This is a genomic window from Shinella zoogloeoides, assembly GCF_030733845.1.
Classification (GTDB): domain Bacteria; phylum Pseudomonadota; class Alphaproteobacteria; order Rhizobiales; family Rhizobiaceae; genus Shinella; species Shinella zoogloeoides_C.
The window spans coordinates 1,114,960-1,140,754 of sequence record NZ_CP132311.1; the positions used below are offsets into that span (position 1 = coordinate 1,114,960).

Annotated in this window: 25 protein-coding genes and 1 other annotated feature; of the genes, 10 read left to right on the forward strand and 15 right to left on the reverse strand. The window is 64.0% G+C overall.

The window, feature by feature from the left end:
* Positions 1-2 precede the first annotated feature (2 nt).
* The 6 genes from Q9316_RS06470 to Q9316_RS06495 all read right to left on the reverse strand — a co-directional run bounded on the left by Q9316_RS06470 (position 3) and on the right by Q9316_RS06495 (position 4,837).
* Positions 3-476 (reverse strand): molybdenum cofactor biosynthesis protein MoaE, encoded by a 474-nt coding sequence (locus Q9316_RS06470; RefSeq protein WP_306034402.1) that lies wholly within the window; start codon positions 474-476, stop codon positions 3-5.
* 4 nt (positions 477-480) lie between these two features.
* Positions 481-735, reverse strand: a complete 255-nt coding sequence (gene moaD, locus Q9316_RS06475) for a molybdopterin converting factor subunit 1 (RefSeq protein ID WP_306034403.1) — start codon at positions 733-735, stop codon at positions 481-483.
* 1 nt (position 736) lies between these two features.
* The gene (gene pgsA, locus Q9316_RS06480; RefSeq protein WP_306034404.1) at positions 737-1,321 is read right to left on the reverse strand and encodes a CDP-diacylglycerol--glycerol-3-phosphate 3-phosphatidyltransferase; all 585 of its coding nucleotides are present in this window, start codon (positions 1,319-1,321) and stop codon (positions 737-739) included.
* A 164-nt stretch (positions 1,322-1,485) separates the two neighbouring features.
* The gene (locus tag Q9316_RS06485) at positions 1,486-1,959 is read right to left on the reverse strand and encodes a hypothetical protein (protein WP_306034405.1); all 474 of its coding nucleotides are present in this window, start codon (positions 1,957-1,959) and stop codon (positions 1,486-1,488) included.
* Positions 1,960-2,027: 68 nt separating this feature from the next.
* A complete protein-coding gene (gene uvrC, locus Q9316_RS06490) occupies positions 2,028-4,076 on the reverse strand; it encodes an excinuclease ABC subunit UvrC (RefSeq protein ID WP_306034406.1) in 2,049 nt (682 codons plus the stop codon).
* Positions 4,073-4,837 (reverse strand): SDR family oxidoreductase, encoded by a 765-nt coding sequence (locus Q9316_RS06495; protein ID WP_306034407.1) that lies wholly within the window; start codon positions 4,835-4,837, stop codon positions 4,073-4,075. The genes uvrC and Q9316_RS06495 overlap by 4 nt, the downstream gene beginning before the upstream one ends.
* 359 nt (positions 4,838-5,196) lie before the next feature.
* Between Q9316_RS06495 and Q9316_RS06500 the strand changes: the two genes are divergently transcribed.
* Positions 5,197-5,838 carry an outer membrane protein gene (locus Q9316_RS06500; protein ID WP_306034408.1) on the forward strand — a complete coding sequence of 214 codons (642 nt, stop codon included), beginning with the start codon at positions 5,197-5,199 and terminating at the stop codon, positions 5,836-5,838.
* Positions 5,839-5,898: 60 nt separating this feature from the next.
* Here the strand turns inward: Q9316_RS06500 and Q9316_RS06505 are convergent, their stop codons facing one another.
* From Q9316_RS06505 to Q9316_RS06515, 3 genes are all read right to left on the reverse strand, one after another.
* Positions 5,899-6,489 carry a glutathione S-transferase family protein gene (locus Q9316_RS06505; RefSeq protein WP_306034409.1) on the reverse strand — a complete coding sequence of 197 codons (591 nt, stop codon included), beginning with the start codon at positions 6,487-6,489 and terminating at the stop codon, positions 5,899-5,901.
* 10 nt (positions 6,490-6,499) lie between these two features.
* Positions 6,500-7,228, reverse strand: a complete 729-nt coding sequence (locus tag Q9316_RS06510) for a ribonuclease T2 family protein (RefSeq protein ID WP_306034410.1) — start codon at positions 7,226-7,228, stop codon at positions 6,500-6,502.
* A gap of 74 nt (positions 7,229-7,302) precedes the next feature.
* Complete coding sequence (locus Q9316_RS06515; RefSeq protein WP_306034411.1) at positions 7,303-8,163, reverse strand: 23S rRNA (adenine(2030)-N(6))-methyltransferase RlmJ; 861 nt, start codon at positions 8,161-8,163, stop codon at positions 7,303-7,305.
* 103 nt (positions 8,164-8,266) lie between these two features.
* On the opposite strand from Q9316_RS06515, the gene Q9316_RS06520 reads away from it, so the two are divergent.
* The 6 genes from Q9316_RS06520 (at position 8,267) to Q9316_RS06550 (ending at position 16,989) form a co-directional block, all read left to right on the forward strand.
* Positions 8,267-10,381: a molybdopterin-containing oxidoreductase family protein gene (locus Q9316_RS06520; protein WP_371877968.1), complete on the forward strand. Its 2,115-nt coding sequence runs from the start codon at positions 8,267-8,269 to the stop codon at positions 10,379-10,381.
* A gap of 15 nt (positions 10,382-10,396) precedes the next feature.
* On the forward strand, positions 10,397-10,993 hold the full coding sequence (locus tag Q9316_RS06525) for an NUDIX domain-containing protein (protein ID WP_306034413.1): 597 nt from the start codon (positions 10,397-10,399) through the stop codon (positions 10,991-10,993).
* A gap of 340 nt (positions 10,994-11,333) precedes the next feature.
* Entirely contained in the window at positions 11,334-13,226 is a 1,893-nt protein-coding gene (aspS, locus tag Q9316_RS06535) for an aspartate--tRNA ligase (protein ID WP_306034414.1), read from the forward strand.
* 94 nt (positions 13,227-13,320) lie between these two features.
* Positions 13,321-13,650, forward strand: coding sequence for a DUF1236 domain-containing protein (locus Q9316_RS06540; protein WP_306034415.1), 330 nt, complete (start codon positions 13,321-13,323; stop codon positions 13,648-13,650).
* 191 nt (positions 13,651-13,841) lie between these two features.
* Positions 13,842-15,278 carry a cell envelope integrity protein CreD gene (gene creD, locus Q9316_RS06545; RefSeq protein ID WP_306034416.1) on the forward strand — a complete coding sequence of 479 codons (1,437 nt, stop codon included), beginning with the start codon at positions 13,842-13,844 and terminating at the stop codon, positions 15,276-15,278.
* A 97-nt stretch (positions 15,279-15,375) separates the two neighbouring features.
* Positions 15,376-15,431 (forward strand) — a sequence feature (sul1 is cis-regulatory element that is thought to sense ions involved in sulfur or methionine metabolism; They are found in Alphaproteobacteria).
* A 70-nt stretch (positions 15,432-15,501) separates the two neighbouring features.
* On the forward strand, positions 15,502-16,989 hold the full coding sequence (locus Q9316_RS06550; RefSeq protein WP_306034417.1) for a SulP family inorganic anion transporter: 1,488 nt from the start codon (positions 15,502-15,504) through the stop codon (positions 16,987-16,989).
* Positions 16,990-17,048: 59 nt separating this feature from the next.
* Here Q9316_RS06550 and Q9316_RS06555 read toward each other — a convergent pair whose 3' ends face one another.
* Positions 17,049-18,239, reverse strand: a complete 1,191-nt coding sequence (locus tag Q9316_RS06555; RefSeq protein WP_306034418.1) for a hypothetical protein — start codon at positions 18,237-18,239, stop codon at positions 17,049-17,051.
* 211 nt (positions 18,240-18,450) lie between these two features.
* Here Q9316_RS06555 and parC point away from each other — a divergent pair, with 211 nt between their 5' ends.
* Positions 18,451-20,703 carry a DNA topoisomerase IV subunit A gene (parC, locus tag Q9316_RS06560; RefSeq protein WP_306034419.1) on the forward strand — a complete coding sequence of 751 codons (2,253 nt, stop codon included), beginning with the start codon at positions 18,451-18,453 and terminating at the stop codon, positions 20,701-20,703.
* Positions 20,704-20,747: 44 nt separating this feature from the next.
* Here parC and Q9316_RS06565 read toward each other — a convergent pair whose 3' ends face one another.
* From Q9316_RS06565 to hemB, 5 genes are all read right to left on the reverse strand, one after another.
* Positions 20,748-20,879 (reverse strand): hypothetical protein, encoded by a 132-nt coding sequence (locus tag Q9316_RS06565; RefSeq protein WP_306034420.1) that lies wholly within the window; start codon positions 20,877-20,879, stop codon positions 20,748-20,750.
* Between the two features lie 53 nt (positions 20,880-20,932).
* On the reverse strand, positions 20,933-21,850 hold the full coding sequence (locus tag Q9316_RS06570; RefSeq protein WP_306034421.1) for a DMT family transporter: 918 nt from the start codon (positions 21,848-21,850) through the stop codon (positions 20,933-20,935).
* An 18-nt stretch (positions 21,851-21,868) separates the two neighbouring features.
* Complete coding sequence (locus tag Q9316_RS06575; RefSeq protein WP_306034422.1) at positions 21,869-22,633, reverse strand: arginyltransferase; 765 nt, start codon at positions 22,631-22,633, stop codon at positions 21,869-21,871.
* Between the two features lie 119 nt (positions 22,634-22,752).
* Positions 22,753-23,217 carry an RDD family protein gene (locus Q9316_RS06580; protein ID WP_064329698.1) on the reverse strand — a complete coding sequence of 155 codons (465 nt, stop codon included), beginning with the start codon at positions 23,215-23,217 and terminating at the stop codon, positions 22,753-22,755.
* Between the two features lie 291 nt (positions 23,218-23,508).
* Positions 23,509-24,525 carry a porphobilinogen synthase gene (hemB, locus tag Q9316_RS06585; RefSeq protein ID WP_306034423.1) on the reverse strand — a complete coding sequence of 339 codons (1,017 nt, stop codon included), beginning with the start codon at positions 24,523-24,525 and terminating at the stop codon, positions 23,509-23,511.
* Between the two features lie 167 nt (positions 24,526-24,692).
* Here hemB and Q9316_RS06590 point away from each other — a divergent pair, with 167 nt between their 5' ends.
* Positions 24,693-25,130 carry a DUF6163 family protein gene (locus Q9316_RS06590; RefSeq protein WP_306034424.1) on the forward strand — a complete coding sequence of 146 codons (438 nt, stop codon included), beginning with the start codon at positions 24,693-24,695 and terminating at the stop codon, positions 25,128-25,130.
* A gap of 130 nt (positions 25,131-25,260) precedes the next feature.
* Positions 25,261-25,773 (forward strand): transcriptional regulator LdtR, encoded by a 513-nt coding sequence (gene ldtR, locus Q9316_RS06595; protein ID WP_306034425.1) that lies wholly within the window; start codon positions 25,261-25,263, stop codon positions 25,771-25,773.
* Positions 25,774-25,795 lie beyond the last annotated feature (22 nt).

The following is a 25,795-nucleotide window of genomic DNA, read 5'->3' on the forward strand; positions in this document are numbered from 1 at the left end:
GGCTAAGACCACTTCTCCCGCGCCCGGTCGTCGCTTTCCTTGGCGTCGACCCAGCCGCCGGTGTTGCCGTCGGCAAAGTGCTCCTTCTTCCAGAAGGGCGCCGAGGTCTTGAGATAGTCCATCACGAAGGACGCGCCGTCGAAGGCGGCGTGGCGGTGCGGCGCGGCGGCGATGACGAGCACGATGTTTTCGCCCGGCGCGATCTTGCCGACCCGGTGGATGGCGGCAAGGCCGAGAAGCGAGAAGCGCTGCACGGCCTCCCGGCAGATGCGGCCGATCTCGGCCTCCGCCATGCCGGGATAGTGTTCCAGCTCCAGCGCGGAGAGTTTTCCGCCTTCATCGCGGCAAAGCCCGGTAAAGGTGACGATGGCGCCGGCTGCGGCCCGGTTTTCCGTGAGGCGCGCCGTCTCGGCCGCCGCGTCGAAATCCTCGTGCTGGACGCGAACGATGACCGGAACCGAGGCGTCGCCGGCCACGGGCTCAGCCCCCCGTCATCGGCGGGAAGAGCGCGATCTCGCGGGCGCCGGCGATCGGCTCGTCGTGCTCGACATGTTCCTGGTTGATCGCGATGCGGATGACCTTCTCGTGCTCCAGCGCATGGGCATAGTCCTCGCCCAGCGTCTTGAGATGCGCGAGAAGATCGCTGCCCGTCTTCACCGAGGCGGGCAGGTCGATTTCTTCCTCGCCCTTGCCGATCCGTTCGCGTACCCAGGCGAAATAGACGAGCCTGGTCATACTATTCGTCCACGATGTGCTTTAGGCCGGCGCGGAAATAGTCGTAGCCGGTATACATGGTGATGATCGCGGCGACCCAGAGCAGGGTGATGCCGATCTCCGTCGTATAAGGCAGGATCTTGTCGCCGGCGGGGCCGGCCAGCAGGAAGCCGATGGCCAGCATCTGGATCGTCGTCTTCCACTTGGCGATGCGCGTCACCGGCACGCTGACCTTGAGGTCGGCGAGATATTCGCGCAGGCCCGAAACGAGCATTTCGCGGCACAGGATGATGATCGCCGCCCAGATGGTCCAGCCGGCGATCGTGCCGTCGGCCGCCATCAGCAGCAGCACCGAGGCGACCAGCAGCTTGTCGGCGATCGGGTCCAGCATGCGGCCGATATTCGACGTCTGGTTCCAGATGCGCGCGAGATAGCCGTCGAAATAGTCGGTGATCGACGCCACGACGAACAGCCAGAAGGCCGTCCAGCGCGCGAAATCCGACGATTCCAGCCGCCCTTCGACGAAGAAGCAGAGCACGATCAGCGGAACGGCCACGATGCGGGCGTAGGTGAGGAGGTTCGGGATGCTATATGCGCGGGAAGCCATGGAATCTTCAGTCTCGACTATCTTAGCGGCTAGATGAGGTCTTTGTGACTGTGCCGTCAACCTTTGTTTCCGGCAATTCTTGGCGAATTTACGGAGTGCTGCGCAATAACCCGGCCCATCCCCGATTTGCCGCGGAAAAAAGCAGATTTTTCCGCGTGATGGACCTAAGTCGGTGGCTTGCCGTCCGTCGTGAAGGCGGCGGAGAAGACGCCGCCTTGCGAAAGCGTGCCGTCGCAGGCGACCGTCATCGGTCCCTTCGTGGGATTGCCGAAGCCGCATGTGCCCGTCGCGACGAAGACATCGGGCCGGTCCGGCGTGTCGGTGCGGCTCATGATGACCTTGTCGAGATGGATCACGTCCGTATCCGGCGTCGGGTTGTCGCCGTCCATGCCGCTGAAGGTGACGATGCGGCCGTCGTTCAGCACGAAGTAGAAGCCGACGCGCCCGTCCGGATACGCGACGTTGAGGAGTTTTGCCGAGCACGCGCCGGTGAGCTCCCGGTCGCCGACGACGAGCTTGCCGCAGGTGCCCGTCACGCTCACCATCTGGGCGTTGCCCACCTGGGTCTGCGCGGCGGCGGCGATCGGCATCGCGAAAAGGCCGGTCGCGCAAAAAAGGGTTCTCGTGAATGCGGTCATCGGTCCTCGCTCGTCGGTGAAGGAATGCCGTGCGGCCATCCTAGCACCGGCCGGCGCAAGGGCGCCAGCTATCCCGCCGCATTGTCGTGGAAGTGGTTGTAGACGATGCGGGCGACGCTTTCCGAAATGCCGTCGACGGCCATGAGGTCGGCCATCGCCGCGCGGGAGACGGCCTTGGCGGTGCCGAAATGCTGGAGCAGGGCGCGTTTCCTCGTCGGGCCGATGCCGCCGATCTCGTCGAGCGGGTTGCGGACCATCTCCTTCTTGCGCCGCGCCCGGTGCGAGCCGATGGCGAAGCGGTGCGCCTCGTCGCGCAGGCGCTGCACGAAGTAGAGTACGGGATCGCGCGGCGGCAGCGAGAAGTCCGGTATGCCGCGCATGAAGAAGCGCTCGCGTCCGGCCTCGCGGTCGGCGCCCTTGGCGACGCCGATCGCGATCACCTGGTCGGTGATGCCGAGCTCCTCGAGGATCGCGCGCACCGCCGTCATCTGGCCCTGGCCGCCGTCGATGAGGATGACGTCGGGCCAGGCGGGGAAGGGCAGGTCCGCCGCCTCCGCGCTCTGGTCCGCATTGCGGTCGGGCAGGCCTTCTTCCTTGATGAGGCGCTGGAAGCGCCGGGTCATCACTTCCTTCATCATGCCGAAGTCGTCGCCGGGCGTGATCTCGTTCGATTTGATGTTGAACTTGCGGTACTGGCCCTTCACGAAGCCTTCCGGCCCCGCCACCACCATGCCGCCGACAGCGTTGGTGCCCATGATGTGCGAGTTGTCGTAGATCTCGATGCGGCGCGGCACGTAAGGCAGCTTGAAGGTCGCCGCGAACCCTTCCAGCAGGCGGGATTGCGAGGCCGTCTCGGCCAGCTTGCGGCCATGCGCCTCGCGGGCATTGGCCACGACATGGTCGACGAGGTCCTTCTTCTCGCCGCGCTGCGGCACGGAGATCGTGACCCTGTAGTTGGACCGTTCGGACAGCGCTTGCGAAAGCAGGTCGATCTCCTCGACAGACTCGGACAACAGGATTTGCCGCGGACAGGGCTTGTCATCGTAGAATTGGGCGAGGAAGGCGTTCAGCACCTCGCTGCCGGAAAGCTGCGGGTCGGCCTTCGGGAAATAGGCGCGGTTGCCCCAGTTCTGCCCGGTGCGGAAGAAGAACACCTGGATGCAGGAAATGCCGCCCTCGTGATGGATGGCGAAGACGTCGGCCTCTTCCACCCCGGCGGGGTTGATGCCCTGATGGCTCTGGACGTGGGAAAGCGCGGCCAGCCGGTCACGGTAGACCGCGGCGCGCTCGAAATCGAGGTCCTCTGCGGCGGCGTTCATGGCCTCGGCCATGTGCGCCTTCACCTTCTGGCTCTTGCCGGAGAGGAAATCCTTCGCCTCCTGCACCAGCTCGGCATAGTCCGCATCGCGGATCTCGTTCGTGCAGGGGCCGGAACAGCGCTTGATCTGGTAGAGCAGGCAGGGCCGCGTGCGCGTCTCGAACACGCTGTCGGTGCAGGTGCGCAAAAGGAAGGCGCGCTGCAGCGAGTTGATCGTACGCCCCACGGCGCCCGCCGAGGCGAAGGGGCCGAAATAGTCGCCCTTGCGGCTGCGCGCGCCGCGATGCTTGAAGATCGCCGGCGCGCGGCTGTCGCCGGTCACGAGGATATAGGGAAACGACTTGTCGTCGCGCAGCAGCACGTTGAAGCGCGGGCGCAGGCGTTTGATGAGGTTCGCTTCGAGCAGCAGCGCCTCGGTCTCGGTGCGCGTGGTGACGAACTCCATGTTGGCCGTCTGGCGAATCATCTGCGCGATGCGGTTGGAATGGCCGCGGCCCTGCGCATAGTTCGTCACGCGCTTCTTCAGGCTGCGCGCCTTGCCGACATAGAGCACGTCGCCGTCCGCATTGAACATGCGGTAGACGCCGGGGCTGTTCGGCAGGCGCTTGACGAAGACCTGGATCAGCTCGGCGCCGATAACGCCTTCCGGTACGTCGCCGCCCTCGTTCCAGTCGATGCCGGGCGTGGCGACGGCGGGCGCGACGACGCTTGCGGCCGGGCTTTCCTGAAGCTCGTCCTCGTCGTCCGTTTCGTTCTCGTCGTAGAGGATGCCGCCATCCTCCACCTTCCGGCCATTCATTCCGCTATTCCCCCGACATCGGGTGTTTCCCAGGCGAGATGCTGCCCGCCATCGAGCGCTATCATTTGCCCCGTTATGGACGGCGTGTCGAACAAAAAGCGAACTGTTCGGCCAAATTCCGCAAGGGCCGGCCCCCGGCGCAGGATCAGCCCCTCCACCTGCGCCTGGAAATCGGCATCGTCCTGCCGCTCGTTCGGCAGCGAGGGGCCGGGGCCGATGGCGTTGACGCGCACGCGCGGCGCAAAGCTCTGCGCCATGGTGCGCGTCGCCATCCACAGGGCCGACTTGGAGAGCGTGTAGGAATAGTAGCGCGGCGTCGGGTTCCAGACCCGCTGGTCGATGAGGTTGACGATCGACCCCGAGACACCCTCCGGAAGCTGGCGCAGGAAATCGCGGGCGAGAATGGACGGCGCCTTCACATGCACGGCGAAGTGCCGGTCCCACAGCGCATCGTCGAAGGCATCGACGGTATCCGGCTTGAAGAGGGAGGCGTTGTTGACGAGGAGATCGAGCGGGCCGACGACCTCGGCGGCGGCCGCGATCAGCCGTGCCGTTGCTGCCCCATCCGCAAGGTCGCATTGCACCGCGGCCGCCGTCAGGCCGCGTCCATTGAGCGCGCGGGCAATAGCCTGCGCTTCCTCCAGGGACTCGTTTGCGTGGATGGCGACGGCGAAGCCGTTTGCCGCAAGGTCTTCCACGATGGCCTTGCCGATGCGCTTTGCGCCGCCCGTCACGAGGGCCGTCTTCAGGGGGTGCGTCAAGAAAAGTCCGTCCTGCCGATTCATTTGATTAACCGGCCAAAGATATAGACATCTCTGCGCAGGCTTAAACTCCCCCTGAAAATTGGTTGCGGAAAAATTAATCGCAAAAGCAGATTCAAAGTAATTTGAAGTATATTTTACCGTTTCTCCTGAATGTTGAAATTATGGTTAACAAATTACCTGTTGTTCAAAAGTCACATCAAATTTGTGCCGCGTGTGCGCCACAATCATTTCACATTTTAGCTCTTTCAATTCCTCAATCTTTATTCAATTTCCCCTCAACCGGGCGGGACTGAAATGGAATGACGACCCCCGATAGCCTCCCACAAAGAGGGCGTCGTTTAGTAAAGGAGAATAACATGCGTACACTCATCGCCACCCTCGTCGCTTCGACCGTTTCCATGGTCGCTTTCCAGGCTGCTCACGCTGCCGATGCCATCGACGAAGTTCCGCAGGCTCCGGCCGCTGAATATTCCGAGCCGGTCTCGACCGGCAACTGGGCCGGCGGTTATGCCGGTGGTACGGCCAGCTGGCAGCGCGGCAAGTTCAACGCGCAGGGCAACAACAACGCCAACGGCTTCGGCGGCGGCGTTTATGGCGGCTACAACATGCAGAGCGGCCAGATGGTCTACGGTGGTGAAGCCGACCTGAACTATTCGGGCATCGACTCCTCCAACGCCGGCCTGACCGCCAAGCAGGGTGTCAACGGCTCGATCCGTGGCCGCGTCGGTATCGACCTGAACCCGGTTCTGGTCTACGGCACCGCCGGTGTTGCCGGCACGAGCGCCGAAATGAAGAACGCCGTCGGCAAGGACGACCGCAACCTCGTCGGCTGGACGGCCGGCGCCGGTGTGGAAGCCTTCGTGACCAACAACATCACGGCGCGCGTCGAGTATCGCTACACCGACTACTCGAAGAAGGACTTCAACGTCGGCGGCACGAACGTTCGTTCGGGTCTCGAAGACCACAGCGTCCGCGTCGGTATGGGCGTGAAGTTCTAAGCCTGACGGTTTATCGACAATGCAGAAAGGCCGGGCGAAACCCCGGCCTTTTTGTTGGTCTCAACCTTTGAACTTGGCGTAGTCGGGGAACACGGCCTCGAAGCGCGCGAGGTAGCGCTTCAGCTTCGGCCGGCCGCGCTGCCATTTTCCGGCAAAGCGCAGCTCGATGTAGCGCAGCATGGCGGCGAGCGCGAAATGGCCGGCATGCGGCTTCTTGCCGAGGCGCGGCATGTTGGCTTCGAGATGATCGAGCGCGCGCTCCACCTTCTGCCACTGCCGGTCGATCCAGGGCTGGTGGATCTTCTCCTCCGGCCGCAGGCGGCGCTCGTAGACGATGGCGAGCAGGCTGTCGCAGACGCCGTCGGCTGTCGCCTCCACGATGTCGACCTCCGTGCGCTTCGCGGCATTGCGCGGATAGAGCGAGCCGCGGGTCTGGCGGTCGATATAGTTCATGATCGCCCGGCTGTCATAGACGGCAAGGCCGTCGTCGGTGACGAGCGTCGGAATCTTGCCCAGCGGGTTGGCGGCCAGAAGCTCAGCCGGATCGGCATTGGTGTCCACGACGACCGATTCGGCCGGCAGGCCGGCATAGTGCGCCGCCATGCGCACCTTGGTGGAGTAGGGAGAGGCATCGGAATAGAAGATCTTCATCGGCTGGGTCCTATCTAGCGGGCAATTGTTCGATGGATCGCGCACGGCAGGCCGCGCGGTCGACGGCAGGGCAGGCGCGGAAGGAAAGGTCGGCATTCATGCAGATGCGGACTTCCTCGAGCCGCCCGTCCTCGCAGGTCACGGCAATCCCCTTGCGATCGAGACCGGGATTGGCGGCAATGAAGGTTTCTTCCACCGAATCGGGCGAAAGGCGGGCGCTGCCGCGCTGCGCTTCCATTTCGGCCGGTATGCGGATGCGCTCGAAGGCGGCGCGCGTGACGGCGAAATAATCCTTCTGGCCGAGGCCCGAACAGCTACCGTGCTTGCGCCACTGGTGGCCGATCAGGCCCATGGAAGGAATGATGTCGAGAACGGTGCGGCCGAGGCTTTCCGGCACCCGGTCCGGCTCGCGTGTCGGGCAATATTCCGGATAGCCACGCTCGTTCTGCGGCCAGAGGCCGTGCACGATGAAGCCGTTGTTCTCGCCGCGCCGGCACTGCTGCGTCTTGCCGGCCGAATCGTTGCCGGCGCACCAGGTCGGCGACCAGGACAGCGAGAGCACGTAGAAATCGAAGCCCTTGCCGCGCGGCAGCTTCGCCTCCTGCTGGGGCGCCTTGCGGCCGGCCTCCGTCTTCGGCTTTTCGGCGGGCTTTTCCTCGCCGCAGCCTGAAAGCACGGCCATGCTCGCGAGGAGCAGCCAGGCGCATCTGACGAGGGTGGAGGAGGGCGGCAGGCTCATCGCGAGGCTGCGAGGAAAGGCGTCATGAAGGTCTCCCGGTTCGGCGCGCGATTGTTGCCGCCGAACGGGAAAGGTCAAGAGGCCTTCGTTTCTCCCGCGAGCCAGAAGGCGCGCGCCGAGGCGAATCGGTCCTGCGCCAGCCGTTCCTTCAGGAAGGGCAGGAGAACGTCCAGCTCCTGCTTCAGCGTATAAGGCGGATTGACGACGATGAGGCCGGAACCCGTCAGCCCCGTGGTTTCCCGGTCGCTCCGCACGGTGAGTTCCGCGCAGAGCATCTTGGGTATGCCCGTTTCCTTCAGCGCCTTGTGGAAGGCGGCAATGGGCGCGTTCTTCTTCAGCGGATACCACAGGCAATAGACCCCGCCGGCAAAGCGGCGCACGGCCTTTTCCAGTCCCTCAACCAGCCGCTCGTATTCCCCCTCGATCTCGAAGGGCGGATCGACCAGCACGATGCCGCGCTTCTCCTTCGGCGGCAGGTGCGCGCCGAGCGAGAGCCAGCCGTCGAGCCGGGTGATGCGGCTCTGGAAGTCGCCGTCGAAGAGGCGGTGCAGCGTCTCGTAGTCGTCGGGATGCAGCTCCATGGCGGAAAGACGGTCCTGCGGGCGGAAGAGCATGCGGACGAGTTTTGGCGAGCCGGGATAATAGGTTAACCCGCCGTTCGGATTCAGTTCGTGAACGGCTTTCAGGTACGGGGCGAGGATGTCCGCGACGGCGGCGGGCATCTCGCCGTCGAGCAGCCGGCCGATACCGTCGCGCCATTCGCCGGTCTTCTGCGCTTCCTCGCTGGAAAGATCGTAGAGCCCGATGCCGGCATGGGTGTCGAGCACGCGGAAGGCCTTGTCCTTGGCCTGCATGTAGGCGACGAGGCGCGCGAGCACGGCGTGTTTCAGCACGTCCGCGAAATTGCCGGCATGGTAGATGTGACGATAGTTCATGCGGCTCCCCGCGGCGATCAAGCGCCCTGATGCGACGATGAATTGTTGCGATGGTAGAATGATTTGCCTTTTGGCCATCCACGCTCTGCAATATAGAAAAGCCATGAACGTTGCGACCCCCCATCTTGGAAAACCGCGGATCGGCCATTCGGCCTGCCCGCACGATTGTCCCTCCACCTGCGCGCTCGATATCGAGATAGGCGCGGACGGCCGCGTCGGCCGCGTCAAGGGCAGCGCCGACAACAGCTATACGGCCGGCGTCATCTGCGCCAAGGTCGCGCGCTATGCCGAGCGCCTCTACCACCCCGACCGGCTGATGAAGCCGCTGGTACGCAAGGGCGCCAAGGGCAGCGGCGAATGGGCCGACATATCCTGGGAGGCCGCGCTCGACGCCATCGCGGAAAGCTTTGTCAAGGCCGAGCAGGCGCACGGCACCGAGGCCGTCTGGCCCTATTACTACGCCGGCACGATGGGCCTCGTGCAGCGCGATTCCATCGAGCGCCTGCGCCACGCCAAACGCTATTCCGGCTTTTTCGATTCCATCTGTACGAACCCGGCCTGGACCGGCTTCGTCATGGGCGCGGGCACGCTACGCGGTCCCGATCCGCGCGAGATGGCGAAGTCCGATTGCGTGGTGATCTGGGGCACCAATGCCGTCTCCACGCAGGTCAACGTGATGACCCATGCCGTCAAGGCGCGCAAGGAGCGGGGCGCGAAGATCGTCGTCATCGACGTCTACGACAATCCGACCATGAAGCAGGCCGACATCGCGCTGAAGCTGAGGCCCGGCACGGATGCGGCGCTCGCCTGCGCCGTCATGCATGTCGCCTTCCGCGACGGTTATGCCGACCGCGCCTACATGGAAAAATATGCCGACGATCCCGCCGGCCTCGAAGCCCATCTTGCGTCGCGCAGCCCGCAATGGGCCGCCGCGATCACCGGCCTCACCGTCGAGGAGATCGAGGCCTTCGCGGCGCTCGTCGGCCGGACGAAGAAGAGCTTCTTCCGCCTCGGCTACGGCTTTACCCGCAGCCGCAACGGCGCGGTCTCCATGCATGCGGCGCTCTCCGTCGCCACCGTGCTCGGCTCCTGGCAGCATGAGGGCGGCGGGGCGTTCCACAGCAATTCCGGCATCTTCCATCTGCGCAAGAGCGAGCTGATGGGCACGAAGTTCGTCGATCCGGATATCCGCATGCTCGACCAGTCGCAGATCGGCCGCATCCTGACCGGCGACGCCGTCGCGCTGCGTGATCGCGGCCCGGTGACGGCGATGCTCATCCAGAACACCAATCCGGTCAACGTTGCGCCCGAACAGCGCCTCGTGAAGCAGGGTTTTCTGCGCGACGATCTCTTTGTCGCGGTGCACGAGCAGTTCATGACCGATACGGCCAAGCTCGCCGATATCGTGCTGCCGGCCACCATGTTCGTCGAGCATGACGACATCTATCGCGGCGGCGGCCACCAGCACATCCTGCTCGGCCCGAAACTCGTCGAGCCGCCGGCGACCGTGCGCACCAATCTCTTCGTCATCGAGGAACTGGCCAGGCGCCTCGGCATCGACACGCTGCCGGGCTTCGGCCTTTCGGAGCGCGAGCACATCACGCGCATGCTGCCCTATTACGAAACCGACTTCGACGGGCTGAAAGAAGAGAAGTGGATCGATTGCCAGCCGGATTTCGAGACGGCGCATTTCGTGAAGGGGTTCGGCTTCCCGGACGGCAAGTTCCGTTTTCGCCCGAACTGGACGAACACGCCGGCGCCCAACAGGCCGCCCAAGGTGCTCGGCGCCTTCGGCCCGCATGAGGCGCTGCCGGCCTTCCCCGATCAGGTCGACGTCATCGAGACGGCGGACGCGGCGCATCCGTTCCGCCTCGCGACCTCGCCGGCCCGCACCTTCCTCAATTCCACCTTTTCCGAGACGAAGGGGTCGAAAGAGCGCGAGGGCCGGCCGGAGGTGATGATCCATCCGCAGGACGCGGCGGCAAACGGGATAGCGGAAGGCGACGTCGTGCGCCTCGGCAATGGGCGCGGCGACATCCGTCTGCATGCCAAGGTGACGGATAGCGCCAAGCCCGGCGTGCTGATCGCCGAGGGCATCTGGCCGAACTCCGCCCATCTCGACGGCGAGGGCATCAACGTGCTGACGGGCGCCGATCCCATCGCGCCCTATGGCGGGGCGGCTTTCCACGATAATCGCGTCTGGCTGCGCAAGACCTGAACCGAAGGATCCTTCATGCCGGTAGACAAGCAGTCGCCCGCCCGCATCGTCGAGCAGAACACGGTGTGGAAGCGGTTCATTCACCTGCGCACCGTCGTTGTCGAGCAGACCCGGGCGGACGGGCGCGTGGAGTTCCTCGATCGCGAGGTGCACGACCATGGGGCCGGCGCAGCGATCCTTCTCGTCGATCCCGCGCGGCAATCGGTCATCCTGGTGCGGCAGTTCCGGCCCGGCGCCTTCTTCGGCGGCCATGCGGACGGCTTCCTGCTGGAGGTTCCCGCCGGCCTGCTCGATGACGACAGCCCCGAGACGGCGATCGCGCGTGAGGCGATGGAGGAGACCGGCTATGCGGTGCGCGACCTGCGCCATCTCTTCGACACCTTTTCCAGCCCCGGCACGCTGACCGAGCGCATCTCCTGCTTCGCCGCCCATATCGATACGACGAAGCGTGACGGCAAAGGCGGCGGCGTGGACGGCGAAGGGGAGGATATCGAGATCGTCGAGATGCCGATCGACGAGGCCTGTGGCCTGATTGCCACCGGCGGCATCGTGGATGCCAAGACGATCATGATGCTGCAATGGCTGATGCTGAACCGCGCCGAATTCGGTTGACAGGGTTGGCGGGGAAATCAGGGCTTGTGCCGGATCACCCCCCTCTGCCCTGCCGGGCATCTCCCCCTCAAGGGGGGAGATCGGATGGAGGACCGTTTCGCCCATCTCCACCGCCATTGATTGGGTTAGGTTCCCGCCTCTTGCCAATCTCCCCCCTTGAGGGGGAGATGCCCGGCAGGGCAGAGGGGGGCATCTGCGCCGGTGCTTCCGTCCCATTCGCACCCTGCGGCCCGCCAAGCCTTGACAAACGGCCGCCGCCATGCGCTTTTCCGCGCGATTTTTCTTGGGTAACTGCGCCGGGCTTTTCCCGCGCGGCCCTTCAGCATTTCAGGATACCACGATGCACCCTTACCGCAGCCACACCTGCGCCGCTCTCCGCAAGTCGGATGTCGGCGGCACCGTCCGTCTTTCCGGCTGGGTCCACCGCGTTCGAGATCATGGCGGCGTGCTGTTCATCGACCTTCGCGACCATTACGGCATCACCCAGGTCGTCGCCGACCCCGACAGCCCGGCCTTCAAGAAGGCCGAGACCGTGCGCGGCGAATGGGTGATCCGCATCGACGGCACCGTCAAGGCGCGCACCGAGGACACGGTCAACAAGGGCATGCCGACCGGCGAGATCGAGCTCTATGCGCAGGAGATCGAAGTGCTCTCCGCCGCCAAGGAGCTGCCGCTGCCGGTGTTCGGCGAGCCGGACTATCCGGAGGACGTGCGCCTCAAGTACCGCTTCCTCGACCTTCGCCGCGACACGCTGCACAAGAACATCGTCAAGCGCACGCAGATCATCTCCTCCATGCGCCGCGGCATGGGCGAGGCGGGCTTTGCCGAATATACGACGCCGATCCTGACGGCCTCCTCGCCGGAGGGCGCGCGCGACTTCCTCGTGCCGAGCCGTATCCACGAGGGCAAGTTCTTCGCCCTGCCGCAGGCGCCGCAGCAGTACAAGCAGCTTCTGATGGTCGCGGGCTTCGACCGCTACTTCCAGATCGCGCCGTGCTTCCGCGACGAGGACCCGCGCGCCGACCGCCTGCCGGGCGAATTCTACCAGCTCGACGTCGAGATGAGCTTCGTCACCCAGGAAGACGTCTGGGAAACGATGGAGCCGATGATGACGGCCGTCTTCGAGGAATTCGCCGAAGGCAAGCCCGTCACGAAGCAGTGGCCGCGCATTCCCTATGACGAGGCGATCCGCAAGTACGGCTCCGACAAGCCGGACCTCAGAAACCCCATCGTCATGCAGGCCGTGACCGACCATTTCGCCGGCTCCGGCTTCAAGGTCTTCGCCAACATGATCGCGTCGAACCCGAAGGTCCAGGTCTGGGCGATCCCGGCCAAGACCGGCGGCAGCCGCGCCTTCTGCGACCGCATGAACGCCTGGGCGCAGAGCCAAGGCCAGCCCGGCCTCGGCTACATCTTCTGGCGACAAGAAGGATTACCCTCAGGTGAAGCGGTGATCGTAGATGTTTCCAGCTCAGGCGGCAAAATGCCGTCTGATGCTGAGTTTGAAGCAGCAGCGAAAAACAAGCCGAACTATTCGACTAAGATTGTTGGCGCCGGCCCGCTGGCGAAAAACATCGGCGAGGAGCGTACGGAAGCCATCCGCACGCAGCTCGGCCTCGATGACGGCGACGCCTGCTTCTTCGTCGCCGGCGATCCGGCCAAGTTCTACAAGTTCGCCGGCGAAGCCCGCACCCGCGCCGGGGAGGAACTGAACCTCGTCGATCGCGACCGCTACGAAATGTGCTGGATCGTCGACTTCCCGTTCTACGAATACAACGAGGACGAGAAGAAGATCGACTTCGCGCACAACCCCTTCTCCATGCCGCAGGGCGGCCTTGAAGCCTTCGACAGCAAGGATCCGCTGGAGCTGAAGGCCTATCAGTACGACGCGGTGTGCAACGGCTTCGAAATCGCCTCGGGCTCGATCCGTAACCAGTCGCCGGAACTGATGGTCAAGGCCTTCGAGAAGGTCGGCCTCTCGCAGAGCGACGTGGAAGAGCGCTTCGGCGGCCTCTACCGCGCCTTCCAGTACGGGGCCCCGCCGCATGGCGGCTGCGCCTTCGGCATCGACCGCGTCGTCATGCTGCTCGTCGGCGCGAAGAACCTGCGCGAGATCTCGCTGTTCCCGATGAACCAGCAGGCGCAGGACCTGCTGATGAACGCGCCGTCGCCGGCAACGCCGACGCAGCTTCGCGAACTGGCGCTGCGCGTCGTCCCGTCCAAGAAGGACTGACGACAAGAAGGCGGGAAGGGCATTGCCGTTCCCGCCGTTCGGAACAGTTGGGCGCCATACCCGTTCTCTTCGCGTCAAACACAGGAGAACGAACATGCGCAACAAGCTCACTCTTGCCACGGCGGCAGCGCTTCTGACGCTGTCCGCCTCGGCCTATGCCCAGAGCACCGTCATCGTCGAGGAGACCGATCCGGTGATGACCGAATCCACGGTCGTGGTGCCCGGCGAGGTCCGCACCTATGTGCTGGAACAGCAGGTTCCGTCCGTCGCCTACGAGGGTGACGTGCTGATCGGCAAGGTCATTCCCGACAGCGTGGAAATCCATACGATCGACGGCCATGCCGACTATGCCTATACAGTCGTCAACGAACGCCGGGTCATCGTGAATCCGCAGACGCGCACCGTCGTGCAGATCCTCGAATAGCATCACGGCGATGATCAGGAATCCGGCGCGCCGCGCCGGGTTCCTCCTGCAAGGTTGCAAAGGCGCGAAAGCCGCCACAAAGCCGCGAATTCGCCGTCAGTCGATCCCAATTTCGCGCGCAATCAGTCGAAATGCACCCCTAGCGTGAAGTCCCGCCCGAAAGAGGCGATTCACGACTGGAGGGACTTTTCATGACGACGACCGAAGCGGACGATCCCGTCCCCACACAATTCCAACCGACACGCTATCCCGAGCCGCGCGGCAATCTCTCGGCGTTCCTGCGCTCGCCGGGCGTCAAGTTCATCATGATCGGGATCATTTCCGTGGCGCTGCTGGTGCCGCTGCTGCTCGTCTGGGGGCTGACGGAAGAGCGGGCCCAGCGGGCCAAGGATGTCTCCAACCGCATCGCCAATGGCTGGGGCGGTCCGCAGGCGATCAACGGGCCCTATATAGCCGTGCCTTTCGACGTGCAGCGCAGCCGCCAGGTAGATGGGCGCACGGTCGTCGAGGAGGTGACCGAATGGGTTCTCGTCATGCCGGAGACGCTCGACGTGACGGCGGACCTGAAGACGGAAGAGCGCCGGCTCTCGATCTATGCGCTGCCCGTCTATAACGGCGCGCTGACGCTGAAGGGCCGCTTCGGCGGCAACATCCTGCAGGACCTCGCGCAATTCTCCGGCACGCCGCAGCTCGACCGTGCCATCCTGGTGCTCAACATCAACGACATCACCGGCATCCGCTCCGATGCCGGCGTGAAGATCGACAACGGCGCGGTGCGGCCCTTCGATCCCGGCATGCGGCAGATCTCCGCAATGGCCGAGACGGGCGTGGACGGCTATGCCACGCCGCAGAGCAATGTCGGCGTGCACCGGGCCATCGAGCGCCCGCTCGTCGAAAAAGGCTTCGCCTTCGAAATCGCCCTGTCGCTCAACGGCTCGCGCAGCTTCGCCGTCGCGCCGGCCGGCCAGACGACGAGCTTCGCCGCCAGGGCCAACTGGCCGCATCCCGGCTTCGAGGGCCTGTTCCTGCCGGAGGAGAAGACCGTGACGCAGTCGGACTTTTCCGCCAAGTGGACGATCCCCTATCTCGCCCGCGGCGTCGACCGCGTCACCGCCGGCCCGACGCTGCCGCTTGCCGGTAGCATGATGAGCATCAACCTCGTCGAGCCCGTGCAGTTCTACCAGGTGGTCTCGCGCACGCTTAAATACTCGATCGGCTTCATCTCGCTGGTCTTCCTCGCCGTCTTCGTCGTGGAGCTGAAGGGCGGGCGCATGGTGCACTGGATCCAGTACGTGCTGACGGGCCTTGCGCTCATCGTCTTCTACGTGCTGCTGCTGGCGCTGGCCGAACACACCGGCTTCACCATCGCCTATGCGGCGGCGGCGCTGGCGACGACGCTGCTCGTCGCCGCCTATCTCGGCAGCGCGACGGGCAGCCGAAGGAACGGCCTCGCGCTTGGCACCGTGCTGCTCTCGGCCTATGGCGTCATGTATCTCGTGCTGCGGGAAGACGAATATGCGCTGCTCGCCGGCGCGCTGATCTCCTTCGTCACCATCGCCGCGACCATGTACGCGACGCGCCGCGTCGAATGGGCGGGGGCGACCACTCCCTCCGGCACGACCGCCTGATCTCAAGAATATCCCGCCCGGTGCCGGTCATCGGGCGGGTCTTCAATGCATGAAATGTTGCCTCCCGGCTGGCGGCGTTCTATACGGGGCCATTCACCCCGGACCCGGTGAAACTCCGGGTGGCTCTTCTGGCCGCCGATCCGCCAGACAACGCAAAAGCATCAAACCAGTTCACATGCCGGATACCGTCCGGTCTGGATGCACTACTCTTGCGGATATTTTCATGTTCAATCTGATAGCCTACAAGCGCGAGTGGTTCTCGAACATTCGCGCCGACATTCTCTCCGGCATCGTCGTCGCGCTCGCCCTCATTCCCGAGGCCATCGGCTTTTCGGTCATTGCCGGTGTCGATCCGAAAGTCGGGCTCTTCGCTTCCTTCGCCATCGCCTGCGTCTCCGCCTTCACCGGCGGCCGCCCGGGCATGATCTCCGCGGCGACGGCCGCCACCGCCGTCCTCATGGTCACGCTGGTGAAGGAGCACGGCCTCGAATATCTCTTCGCCGCCACGCTGCTGATGGGCCTGATCCAGATAGGCGCCGGCTTCCTCAAGCTCGGCCGTGTGATGCGGTTCGTGTCGCGCTCGGTCATCACCGGCTTCGTCAATGCGCTGGCGATCCTGATCTTCATGGCGCAAATGCCGGAACTCATCGGAGTACCGGGCCTGACCTATGTCATGATCGCTGGGGGGCTTGCGATCATCTACCTCTTTCCATACGTCACCAGGGCCATCCCGTCGCCGCTCGTCGCCATTCTGGTGCTGACCGGCATCGCTTATTGGGGCGGGCTGGACCTGCGCACCGTCGGCGACCTCGGCGAGCTGCCCTCCGCCTTGCCGATCTTCGCCCTGCCGCAGGTGCCGCTGACCTTCGAGACGCTGCAGATCATCTTCCCCTATTCGGTGGCGCTGGCCGCGGTCGGCCTGCTCGAATCGCTGCTGACGGCCCAGATCGTCGACGATATGACGGACACACCGAGCTCGAAGAGCCAGGAATGCATCGGGCAGGGGGCGAGCAACATCGCCTCCAGCCTCATTGGCGGCATGGGCGGCTGCGCCATGATCGGCCAGTCGGTGATCAACGTCACCTCCGGCGGCCGCGGGCGGCTTTCCACCTTCGTCGCCGGCAGCTTCCTGCTGTTCCTCATCCTCGTGCTGGACGATCTCGTGCGCATCATCCCGATGGCCGCGCTGGTCGCTGTCATGATCATGGTCTCGGTCGGCACCTTCTCGTGGCGCTCGATCCTCGACCTGCGCCGCAATCCGCTGTCGTCCTCCATCGTCATGCTCGCGACGGTCTGCACCGTCGTCGGCACGCACGACCTTGCCAAGGGCGTGCTGGTCGGCGTTCTCCTGTCGGGCGTGTTCTTCGCCAGCAAGGTGGCAAAGCTCTTCCACGTTCGTTCCGTGCTGAACGATGCGGGCGATGAACGCATCTACCATGTCGACGGCCAGATATTCTTCGCCTCGGCGGAGAGCTTCATCGCCGCCTTCGATTTCGCCGAGCCGCTGCGCAAGGTCACGATCGATGTCACGCGGGCGCATCTGTGGGACATCACCGCCGTCGGCGCGCTGGACAAGATCGTCCTCAAATATCGCCGGCAGGGCATCGATGTCTCGGTGGCCGGCGTCAACGAGGCGAGCGCCCACATGCTCGACCGCTTCGCCCTGCACGACAAGGAGCACGCGGCCTTCTCGGCTGAAGGCGGGCACTGAAACGAAAAAGCCCGGAGCATTGCTCCGGGCCTTTCATTTTGGAGGCTATGAACGGCTCGTTACTGGTTGGCCGTGACCGTGACGCCGAGGACCTGCGGAATGGTCTGCGGTGCGCCCATCGCGGCGCCCATGATCATCGGGAACGGCACCGGCTCCTTCGGCTCGGCGCTGATCTTCAGGCTCTTCGGGTCGTCGAGATAGGTGTTTACGGCTGCCGATATCTGGTTCTGCAGGTCGGGCATGTTGAGCTGCGCGATCATGATCGGAACCAGGCCCTTCAGCGACTGCGCCATCTGGTCGCCCGTCACGCCCTGTTCGCCGCCGGCATAGTCGAGCAGCTTCTTGGTGATCGAGGCATCCTCGAAGGAGATCGACGCATTGTTGAAGGTAAGCTGCTGGACGAGGCCCATCATGGACATGCCCATGGCAGCGTTCGCCTCTTCCTTGTTCGGGTTCGCCTCGGCTGTCTTGAGGGCTTCCTGCAGGCTCTTCAGGAAGTCGAGCGTGTAGCCGGAGAAGGCGAGCGTCACGTTGAGGCGGCCGATATCCTTGAAGTCGAAGGCGTATTCGTCGACGGTCATCTTGCCGCTTGCCAGTTCCCAGCTACCGGACATGCTGACCTTGCCTTCCAGCGAGTGGAGGGCGAGCTTGTCGAGCGTTTCCTTGGCCTTGGGGTCCTCGACCGAGGTGAGGTCCGCCTTGAGATCGGACATCGTCGCGTCGAATTCGAGGCCGGCATCGTCGTCCATGCGGGTGATGTTCGCTTCCATGCCGGACATGGAGAAGACTTCCTTGCCCTTGGCGGAGACGCTGACCGGGCCGGCGGTGGCCGATTCGTACATCAGCAGCGATTCGAGCGTGCCGGGAACGACCTTGCCGGGAATGACGACGCCGGTGATCGCGAGGTCCTGCGCCGTCACCGTCGTTTCCTTCTCGGTGACGTTGATGTCCTCGAACGAGACGGTCTCGACCGTGTAGCCGCCTTCGCCGTCTTCCTCGACGCCTTCCATGGTGACGGTGCCGAGCGGCACCGGCGCCTCGGCGCCCGTCGCCTTCAGCTCCGTGCCTTCCAGCGTCACGGTCGAGCCGTCGACGCCGACATTCGAGGAGCTGATCGATACGCCGCTGGTGGCATAGGTGGCATTCAGCTTGGCCAGCAGATCCGCGCCATCGAGCGCGAAGGCGGGGCTTGCCAGGGTGACGAGCGCTGCGCCGGCGAGGAGGGTGCGGAAATGGGAGGTGCGCATCATGAATAGGCTCTCTTTCTGGATTTCTTGGACGGCTGCCTTGCCGTTACCGCTCCTATACGGGCGGCGCGGCAAATATATTCATGCTGCGTAGAGTTTCCATGGAATTCTCCATTGCGGCCGGCAGATTTCAAAGAAGCTTTACAAACCGCTATCCACAGGCCGATTGCCCGGATTCCTTGCCGCGAATCGGTCAAGCGTCTAGTCAAGACCCATGGGACAAAACACTTTGCCGCCGGACGGCGGAGACGACAACATCCAACCGGTCGATCTGAAGGCGGCGCTGGAAGAGCGCTACCTCGCCTATGCGCTGTCGACCATCACGCAGCGCGCGCTTCCGGATGTTCGCGATGGCCTGAAACCGGTCCATCGCCGCATCATCCACGCGATGAGCGAACTGGGTCTCAGGTCCAATTCCGCCTTCAAGAAATGCGCGCGTATTGTCGGCGACGTCATCGGTAAGTTCCACCCGCACGGCGACCAATCGGTCTACGACGCGCTGGTGCGCCTCGCGCAGGATTTCTCGCAGCGCTACCCGATCGTCGACGGGCAGGGCAATTTCGGCAATATCGACGGCGACAACGCGGCTGCCTACCGATACACCGAAGCGCGCATGACCGAGGTCGCCTCGCTGCTGCTCGAAGGCATCGAGCAGGACGCGGTCGATTTCCGCCCGACCTACAACGAGGAGGACGAGGAGCCGGTCGTCCTGCCGGGCGCCTTCCCGAACCTGCTTGCGAACGGATCCTCCGGCATCGCGGTCGGCATGGCGACGTCCATTCCCTCGCACAACGTCCACGAACTGTGCGACGCCGCGCTCCATCTCATCCGCAATCCCGACGCGGAGGTGGAGAAGCTGGTCGAATTCGTGCAGGGCCCGGACCTGCCGACCGGCGGCATCATCATCGACAACCGCGAGAGCATCGTCGAGGCGTACAGGACCGGCCGCGGTGGTTTCCGTGTGCGCTCGAAATGGCAGACGGAGGACCTCGGCCGCGGCGGCTACCAGATCGTCATCACCGAGATTCCCTATCAGGTGCAGAAATCGCGGCTGATCGAGAAGATCGCCGAACTGCTCATCGCCCGCAAGCTGCCGCTGCTCGAGGATGTCAGGGACGAATCGGCCGAGGACGTGCGCATCGTGCTGGTGCCGAAGAGCCGCACCGTCGATCCGACGATCCTGATGGAATCGATGTTCAAGCTCTCCGAGCTGGAGAGCCGTATTCCACTCAACATGAACGTCCTGTCCATGGGCCGCGTGCCGCGCGTCATGGGCCTCAAGGACGTGCTGGTCGAATGGCTCGCCCACCGGCGCGAGGTTCTGCAGCGCCGCTCGCGGCATCGCCTGGCCGCCATCGACCGACGCCTCGAAATCCTCGGCGGCTACCTCGTCGCCTATCTCAACCTCGACGAAGTGATCCGCATCATCCGCGAGGAGGACGAGCCGAAGGCCTCGCTGATGGAGACCTTCTCGCTGACGGACGTGCAGGCCGAAGCGATCCTCAACATGCGCCTGCGCTCCTTGCGCAAGCTGGAGGAGTTCGAGATCCGCACGGAATTCGACACGCTGTCGAACGAGAAGGCGGAAATCGAGGCGCTGCTCGCCTCCGACGAGAAGCAATGGCAGACCGTCGCCTGGGAGATCGGCGAGGTCCGCAAGAAATTCGCCAAGGCGACGGAGCTCGGCCGCCGCCGTACCCAGTTCGCCAGCGCCCCGGAGGCCGATATCGAGGCGATCCAGCAGGCGATGATCGAGAAGGAGCCGGTCACGGTCGTCATCTCGGAAAAGGGCTGGATTCGCGCGCTGAAGGGCCATATCGCCGATACGTCCGGCCTCCAGTTCAAGGAGGGCGACGCGCTGAAGGTGGCTTTCCCGGCGCAGACGACGGACAAGGTGCTGATCGTGACGACGGGCGGCAAGGTCTTCACGCTCGGCGCCGACAAGCTGCCGGGCGGCCGCGGCCATGGTGAACCGCTGCGCATCATGGTCGACATGGAGAACGACCAGGACGTGCTGACCGCCTTCGTGCACGATCCGTCGCGCAAGGTCATCGTCGCCTCGCAGGCCGGCAACGGCTTCGTCGTTTCGGAAACCGAGATGGTCGCCAACACCCGCAAGGGCAAGCAGGTGATGAATGTCGGCATGCCGGATGAAGCCAAGCTCGTTGTGCCGGTGCGCGGCGATCATGTCGCCGTCGTCGGGGAAAACCGCAAGATGCTGGTCTTCCCGCTGGCACAGCTTCCGGAAATGTCGCGCGGCAAGGGCGTGCGCCTGCAGCGCTACAAGGACGGCGGCGTTTCGGACCTGCGCTGCTTCGCCATCGCCGACGGCCTGACGTGGGACGACAGCGCTGGCCGCAACTTCGTGCGTTCGAAGGACGAACTCGTCGAATGGATGGGCGACCGCGCCACCGCCGGCCGCACCGTGCCGAAGGGTTTCCCGAGAAGCGGCAAGTTCAGCGGCTGATCAACCGGAATAGGCGACGCTGACGTCGCGCAGAAAGCGCGCCGTCAATGCTTGGCGAGTGCCTGAAGCGCTTCCTTGTATTTTTTCATGGCTTTGCGTGCGGCTTCCAATTGCTTCGCCGTCTTTTCGTCGTCGGACAATGAGTGATCGTCTCGTTGTTCCTTGTTGTCCGCCATGGTCGGCGCCCCTTCATACCTTTGCATCGGGTACAGGATGAAAGTTTACCACTTCATCCCGTGAACGGAAACTCCGCCGCCGTGTCGCCGTCTCGGGCAGCGCGGGCTCTGGAGCGCATCTGCCAGAGCGAGTGGGCGAGGAGGGCGAGGATGAGAATGGAGCCGCCGATGAGGGTTTGCGTGGTGGGCGTTTCGGCAAAGACGATCCAGACCCAGATCGGCGCGAGCACCGTTTCCAGCAGATAGAACATGCCGACTTCCGGGGCCGAGAGGTAGCGAGGACCTGTCGCAAGGCACCAGAAGGCGAGCGGGATCATGATGAGCCCGTTGAACAGGATGAAGCCGGGATTGGCGATCTGGGAGCCCGTATCGGGTAGGAGGACGAGGGCCGCGATGCCGGGGAAGATCGCGGTGACGAGCGGCACGAAGCCCATGTCCATGCCGCTGCGCCGGCTGAGGGTGATGGCGGATGCCAGCAGGAAGGCCGAGCAGGCCGCCATGGCGTCACCGAAGAAATTGCCGCTTTCCAGGCCATCGTGCACGATCAGCGCCACGCCCGCGACCATCGCCGCCATGGTGAGAAGCGTGGCGTTCGACGGGCGCTCGCCGAGGAAGATCCAGGAGAGGATCGCCGCGAACATCGAGGTGAAGGCGAGGATGAACACGACGTTCGCCGTCGAGGTGTTGAACACCGCCAGCATGAAGGTCAGCGAATTGATGCCGTAGAGCAGGCCGATCAAAAGGCCCAGCGGGCCGGGAACCAGCGCCACACGCTTGCCGAGCGCGAAGCGGACCACGGACCAGGCGAGAAGCGCCATCACGAAGGTCGCGATGCTGCGCGTCGCCAGAACCGACCAGACCTCGCCGTTGGCCGAGCGGATCAGCGGAATGTCGAAGGAGAGGGCAAGGCCGCCGATGGCGGTGATGAGAAGGCCCTTGCGGTGAAGGGCGGGATCGCTTGTTGGGGACACGTCGGGACCGATTCCAGGTTATGTGGCGGTGTTTTCGCCATCATAGCGCTCCCAGCCGCGCGGCATCAGGTGCTCCTGCGGCAAAAACTTTGTTTTATAGTCCATTTTCCGCGATCCCTTGACCCAGTAGCCGAGATAGACGTGCGGCAGGCCGAGCGCCTTCGCCCGGCGCACATGGTCGAGGATCATGAAGGTGCCGAGCGAACGGTCGGCGGCTTCCGGATTATAGAACGAATAGACCATGGAAAGGCCGTCGCCCATGCGGTCGGTGAGCGCCACGGCGAGCAGTTCCCCCTGCGGGCGCTCCCGGAGGCCCGAACCTTCCTCGCGCAGGCGATATTCGATGATCTTCGTGTTGACGTGGGTATCCTCCACCATCATGGCATAGTCGAGCACCGACATGTCCGACATGCCGCCCTTCTGGTGCCGGGAATCGAGATAGTAGCGGAAGAGGGAATATTGCTCGCTGGACGGCTCGGCCGGATATTCGCGCGAGACGAGATCGCCGTTCAGCGCCAGCACGCGGCGCATGGTGCGCCGGGGCTCGAACTCGTTGACGAGGATGCGCACGGAAATGCAGGCGCGGCAGGTTTCGCAGGCCGGGCGGTAGGCAATGTTCTGCGAGCGGCGGAAGCCGCCCTGGGTCAGGAGATCGTTCAGCTCGGGCGCGCGCTCACCCACCAGATGGGTAAAAACCTTCCTCTCCATCTCCTGCGGCAGATAGGGGCAAGCCGCCGGCGCGGTGAGATAGAACTGCGGAGAGGATGTTGCCTGCGTATTCATCGGCCGTGAGGCGACTCCGTCGCTATGTGACGCTTCTATGCCAATACCATGGCTCAGTTCAGAAAAAGGTCAACTGCCGCATGCCAAAAGGGTTTTGGCCCGCCCGGCTTTGCCGATCCTCAATAGCGGTCGCGGCGGACCATGACGGTGCCGAGCAGGAGATCGTGCAGCAGGCGGCCGCGATCGGTGAAGAGGCCGACAAGCACGATGAACGGCGTCAGCAGCGCGTTGCCGATCCAGAACAGCACAAGATGCACGATCGCCGTCAGGAAATCGACCGGTCGTCCGTCGACGCGTGCGAGCGCGAGGCCCATTACGTTCATGCCGGCGCTCGCCTGGCTGGGACCGCCCATCGTGAGGCCGAAATAGAGCATGGCGACGATGGCAAAAAGCGCCGGATAGAGGAAGAAACCGAGGCCGAGCGTCAGGATGCCGAGAAAGAACACCACGACGGCCGCCGGAATCCACAGGAGGGCGACGATCGCATAGTCGATCAGAAAGGCGAAGATCCGGCGCGACAGCACGCCGCGATAGGCCTGCCAGTCCGTCGTCGGAACCCGCGTCTCGTTGAAATCAGCGCTCATCTGCCTGTCTCCCGAATGGAACATGGCTTTCATATGGGGATGCTGCGATGGAAAACAACGGTGGGCAGGTGATGACAAGTGCAGCGTTACCTCTCCTCCGTCATGCCGGCCTTGAGCCGGCCTCCAGCGCACTCACGTCCGTGAGTGCAAAAGATCTGTCATCGCGGAGGGCAGCGGGTTCTCTCACCGCGCGGACGCGCGGCGGCTGAAGGCCGGCATGACGGAGGAGAGGATGGTGTACGAGGTCCGGCATCCAGGGTGCAGAGACATCGCGAGGCGACGCATCCCTGCTCAGCCCTTCTTCGCCAGGTGCCGCGCCACGTCCATCGCGAAATAGCTGAGGATGCCGTCGCAGCCGGCGCGCTTGAAGGCGAGCAGCGTCTCCAGCATGACGCGCTCGCCGTCGATCCAGCCGTTCATGGCGGCGGCTTTGATCTGGCTATATTCGCCGGAGACCTGATAGGCGAAGACCGGCAGGCCGAAGGCCTCCTTCATGCGCCAGCAGATGTCGAGATAGGGAAGGCCGGGCTTGACCATCAGCATGTCCGCGCCTTCCTCGACGTCGAGCGCCGCGTCGCGGATCGCCTCGGTGCCGTTGGCGGGGTCGATGTAATAGGTCTTCTTGTCGCCCTTCAGCAGGCCGCCGGTGCCGATGGCATCACGATAGGGGCCGTAGAAGGCGGAGGCAAATTTCGTCGCATAGGACATGATGCCGACATTCTGGTGGCCGGCCTCGTCGAGCGCCCGGCGGATCGCGCCGATGCGCCCGTCCATCATTTCCGATGGCGCGATGATGTCGGAGCCGGCATCGGCCTGCACGACGGCGGCCTTCGCCACCAGTTCGACCGTCTCGTCGTTGACGATGACGTCGCCGCGCAGCACGCCGTCATGGCCGTGGCTGGTGAAGGGGTCGAGCGCCACGTCGGTGATGACGCCGATGTTTGGCACGGCCTTCTTGATGGCGCGCGTCGCCTCGTTGATCAGGTTGTCGGCGACGAGGCTGTTCGACCCGGTCTCGTCGCGCAGATGCATTTCGATATTGGGGAAGGTGGTGATCGCCGGAATGCCGAGATCGGCCGCCTCTTTCGCCGCCTCGACGAGCCTGTCCACGCTCATGCGGTTGACACCAGGCATGGCGGCGACCGGATCGACCACGTTGGTGCCGGGCACGACGAAGACCGGCCAGATCAGGTCGTCGACGGTCAGGCGGTTTTCCTGCACGAGCCGGCGCGTCCAGTCGGCCTTCCGGTTGCGGCGCATGCGGCGGTGGCCGGTGATCTCGTCGACGATGTTCCTTGTGCCGGTCATGATGCCGTTCCTCGCTGGGCCGTTTGGGCTGGGGTCGTTTGGCGCGTATTACCACGCCGGCCCCGTCAATCAAATCGCGCGCAGGGGAGGGGAACTGCGGCATATGGCCGTGCAAGATATGTTTTGCGGGCTTTATGCCCGATGGTCTTGCCCTTACTGTCCGCGGCATGGTTGCTGATTCTGCCAAAGGCCCAAGACCGAGCCTGACCGACACGCTCTTCATGCTGTTCCTGCGGCTGGTGGCGGTGGCTTCGCTGTGGTTCGCGCTGCAGTACTGGGCGATGCTGACGGGCTTCTCCTTCAGCGGGCGGGGGCGGTTCGATCTCCTGCCGCCGGCCTGGAAGGCGGCGTCCACGGCGCTCGCCGTGCTCTTTCCCGTTGCCGCCGTCGGCCTCTGGCTTCTCGTGTCCTGGGGGCCGGTGATCTGGCTCATCGCCGCGGCCACGGAAATCGCCATGCATGAGGTCTATCCGTCCATTTTCGGAATCAACCGGCTCCTGGTTTTCATGCACCTCGCCGTTGCCGGCGTCTTCGTGCTTTTCCACCTGGCGCTCTTCATCCAGCGCCGCCGCCAGAGCCGCACGGTAAGAAGTGATTCACCCTGAGACAGGGTCGCGTTCTGGTAAGGCGCTGTTAAGGCTGCGGTTTAAGTAGAATTTTAGATGCATTCGTTAGGTTCTCACTCAAGGCGGGAAAACAAACCACACCGCCAAACAAAACAGTGAGGCAGTAACCATGAACACCAAGATCAAGACGCAGCAGGTCCCCGCCGTCGATCCGCAGGAAGACGCGATCCGCAACCTCTACCTCGAATCCCTCCACCTCGTCGAACGCCTGCACCGTCGCCTGCTCGACGTCATCAAGGACGAATTCGACCGCGCCGGCCGCTCCGACGTCAACGCCGTCCAGGCGCTGCTGCTCTTCAACATCGGCAACTCGGAACTGACCGCAGGTGAGCTGCGCTCGCGCGGCTACTATCTCGGCTCGAACGTCTCCTACAACGTCAAGAAGCTGGTCGACCTCGGCTTCATCAACCACCAGCGCTCGCGCATCGACCGTCGTTCCGTCCGCATCAGCCTGACGGAAAGCGGCCAGGAAGTCGCCGAGACCGTTGCCAAGCTCTACGAGCGTCATATCGGCTCGATCCAGAAGGTCGGCGGCATCGGCGAAGGCGAATTCAACCAGATGAACAAGCTGCTCCAGCGCCTCGACCGCTTCTGGAACGACTCGATCCTCTACCGCCTGTAATTCCGGGCACCATTTCCGACCT

What these genes read in the sequence shown, in the direction of transcription:
- moaD (WP_306034403.1), bottom strand. Translation starts at nt 735, where the DNA reads ATGACCAGGCTCGTCTATTTCGCCTGGGTACGCGAACGGATCGGCAAG.
- pgsA (WP_306034404.1), bottom strand. Translation starts at nt 1,321, where the DNA reads ATGGCTTCCCGCGCATATAGCATCCCGAACCTCCTCACCTACGCCCGC.
- Q9316_RS06485 (WP_306034405.1), bottom strand. Translation starts at nt 1,959, where the DNA reads ATGACCGCATTCACGAGAACCCTTTTTTGCGCGACCGGCCTTTTCGCG.
- uvrC (WP_306034406.1), bottom strand. Translation starts at nt 4,076, where the DNA reads ATGAATGGCCGGAAGGTGGAGGATGGCGGCATCCTCTACGACGAGAAC.
- Q9316_RS06500 (WP_306034408.1), top strand. Translation starts at nt 5,197, where the DNA reads ATGCGTACACTCATCGCCACCCTCGTCGCTTCGACCGTTTCCATGGTC.
- Q9316_RS06505 (WP_306034409.1), bottom strand. Translation starts at nt 6,489, where the DNA reads ATGAAGATCTTCTATTCCGATGCCTCTCCCTACTCCACCAAGGTGCGC.
- Q9316_RS06510 (WP_306034410.1), bottom strand. Translation starts at nt 7,228, where the DNA reads ATGAGCCTGCCGCCCTCCTCCACCCTCGTCAGATGCGCCTGGCTGCTC.
- Q9316_RS06515 (WP_306034411.1), bottom strand. Translation starts at nt 8,163, where the DNA reads ATGAACTATCGTCACATCTACCATGCCGGCAATTTCGCGGACGTGCTG.
- Q9316_RS06520 (WP_371877968.1), top strand. Translation starts at nt 8,267, where the DNA reads ATGAACGTTGCGACCCCCCATCTTGGAAAACCGCGGATCGGCCATTCG.
- Q9316_RS06525 (WP_306034413.1), top strand. Translation starts at nt 10,397, where the DNA reads ATGCCGGTAGACAAGCAGTCGCCCGCCCGCATCGTCGAGCAGAACACG.
- aspS (WP_306034414.1), top strand. Translation starts at nt 11,334, where the DNA reads ATGCACCCTTACCGCAGCCACACCTGCGCCGCTCTCCGCAAGTCGGAT.
- Q9316_RS06540 (WP_306034415.1), top strand. Translation starts at nt 13,321, where the DNA reads ATGCGCAACAAGCTCACTCTTGCCACGGCGGCAGCGCTTCTGACGCTG.
- creD (WP_306034416.1), top strand. Translation starts at nt 13,842, where the DNA reads ATGACGACGACCGAAGCGGACGATCCCGTCCCCACACAATTCCAACCG.
- Q9316_RS06550 (WP_306034417.1), top strand. Translation starts at nt 15,502, where the DNA reads ATGTTCAATCTGATAGCCTACAAGCGCGAGTGGTTCTCGAACATTCGC.
- Q9316_RS06555 (WP_306034418.1), bottom strand. Translation starts at nt 18,239, where the DNA reads ATGATGCGCACCTCCCATTTCCGCACCCTCCTCGCCGGCGCAGCGCTC.
- parC (WP_306034419.1), top strand. Translation starts at nt 18,451, where the DNA reads ATGGGACAAAACACTTTGCCGCCGGACGGCGGAGACGACAACATCCAA.
- Q9316_RS06565 (WP_306034420.1), bottom strand. Translation starts at nt 20,879, where the DNA reads ATGGCGGACAACAAGGAACAACGAGACGATCACTCATTGTCCGACGAC.
- Q9316_RS06575 (WP_306034422.1), bottom strand. Translation starts at nt 22,633, where the DNA reads ATGAATACGCAGGCAACATCCTCTCCGCAGTTCTATCTCACCGCGCCG.
- Q9316_RS06580 (WP_064329698.1), bottom strand. Translation starts at nt 23,217, where the DNA reads ATGAGCGCTGATTTCAACGAGACGCGGGTTCCGACGACGGACTGGCAG.
- hemB (WP_306034423.1), bottom strand. Translation starts at nt 24,525, where the DNA reads ATGACCGGCACAAGGAACATCGTCGACGAGATCACCGGCCACCGCCGC.
- Q9316_RS06590 (WP_306034424.1), top strand. Translation starts at nt 24,693, where the DNA reads ATGGTTGCTGATTCTGCCAAAGGCCCAAGACCGAGCCTGACCGACACG.
- ldtR (WP_306034425.1), top strand. Translation starts at nt 25,261, where the DNA reads ATGAACACCAAGATCAAGACGCAGCAGGTCCCCGCCGTCGATCCGCAG.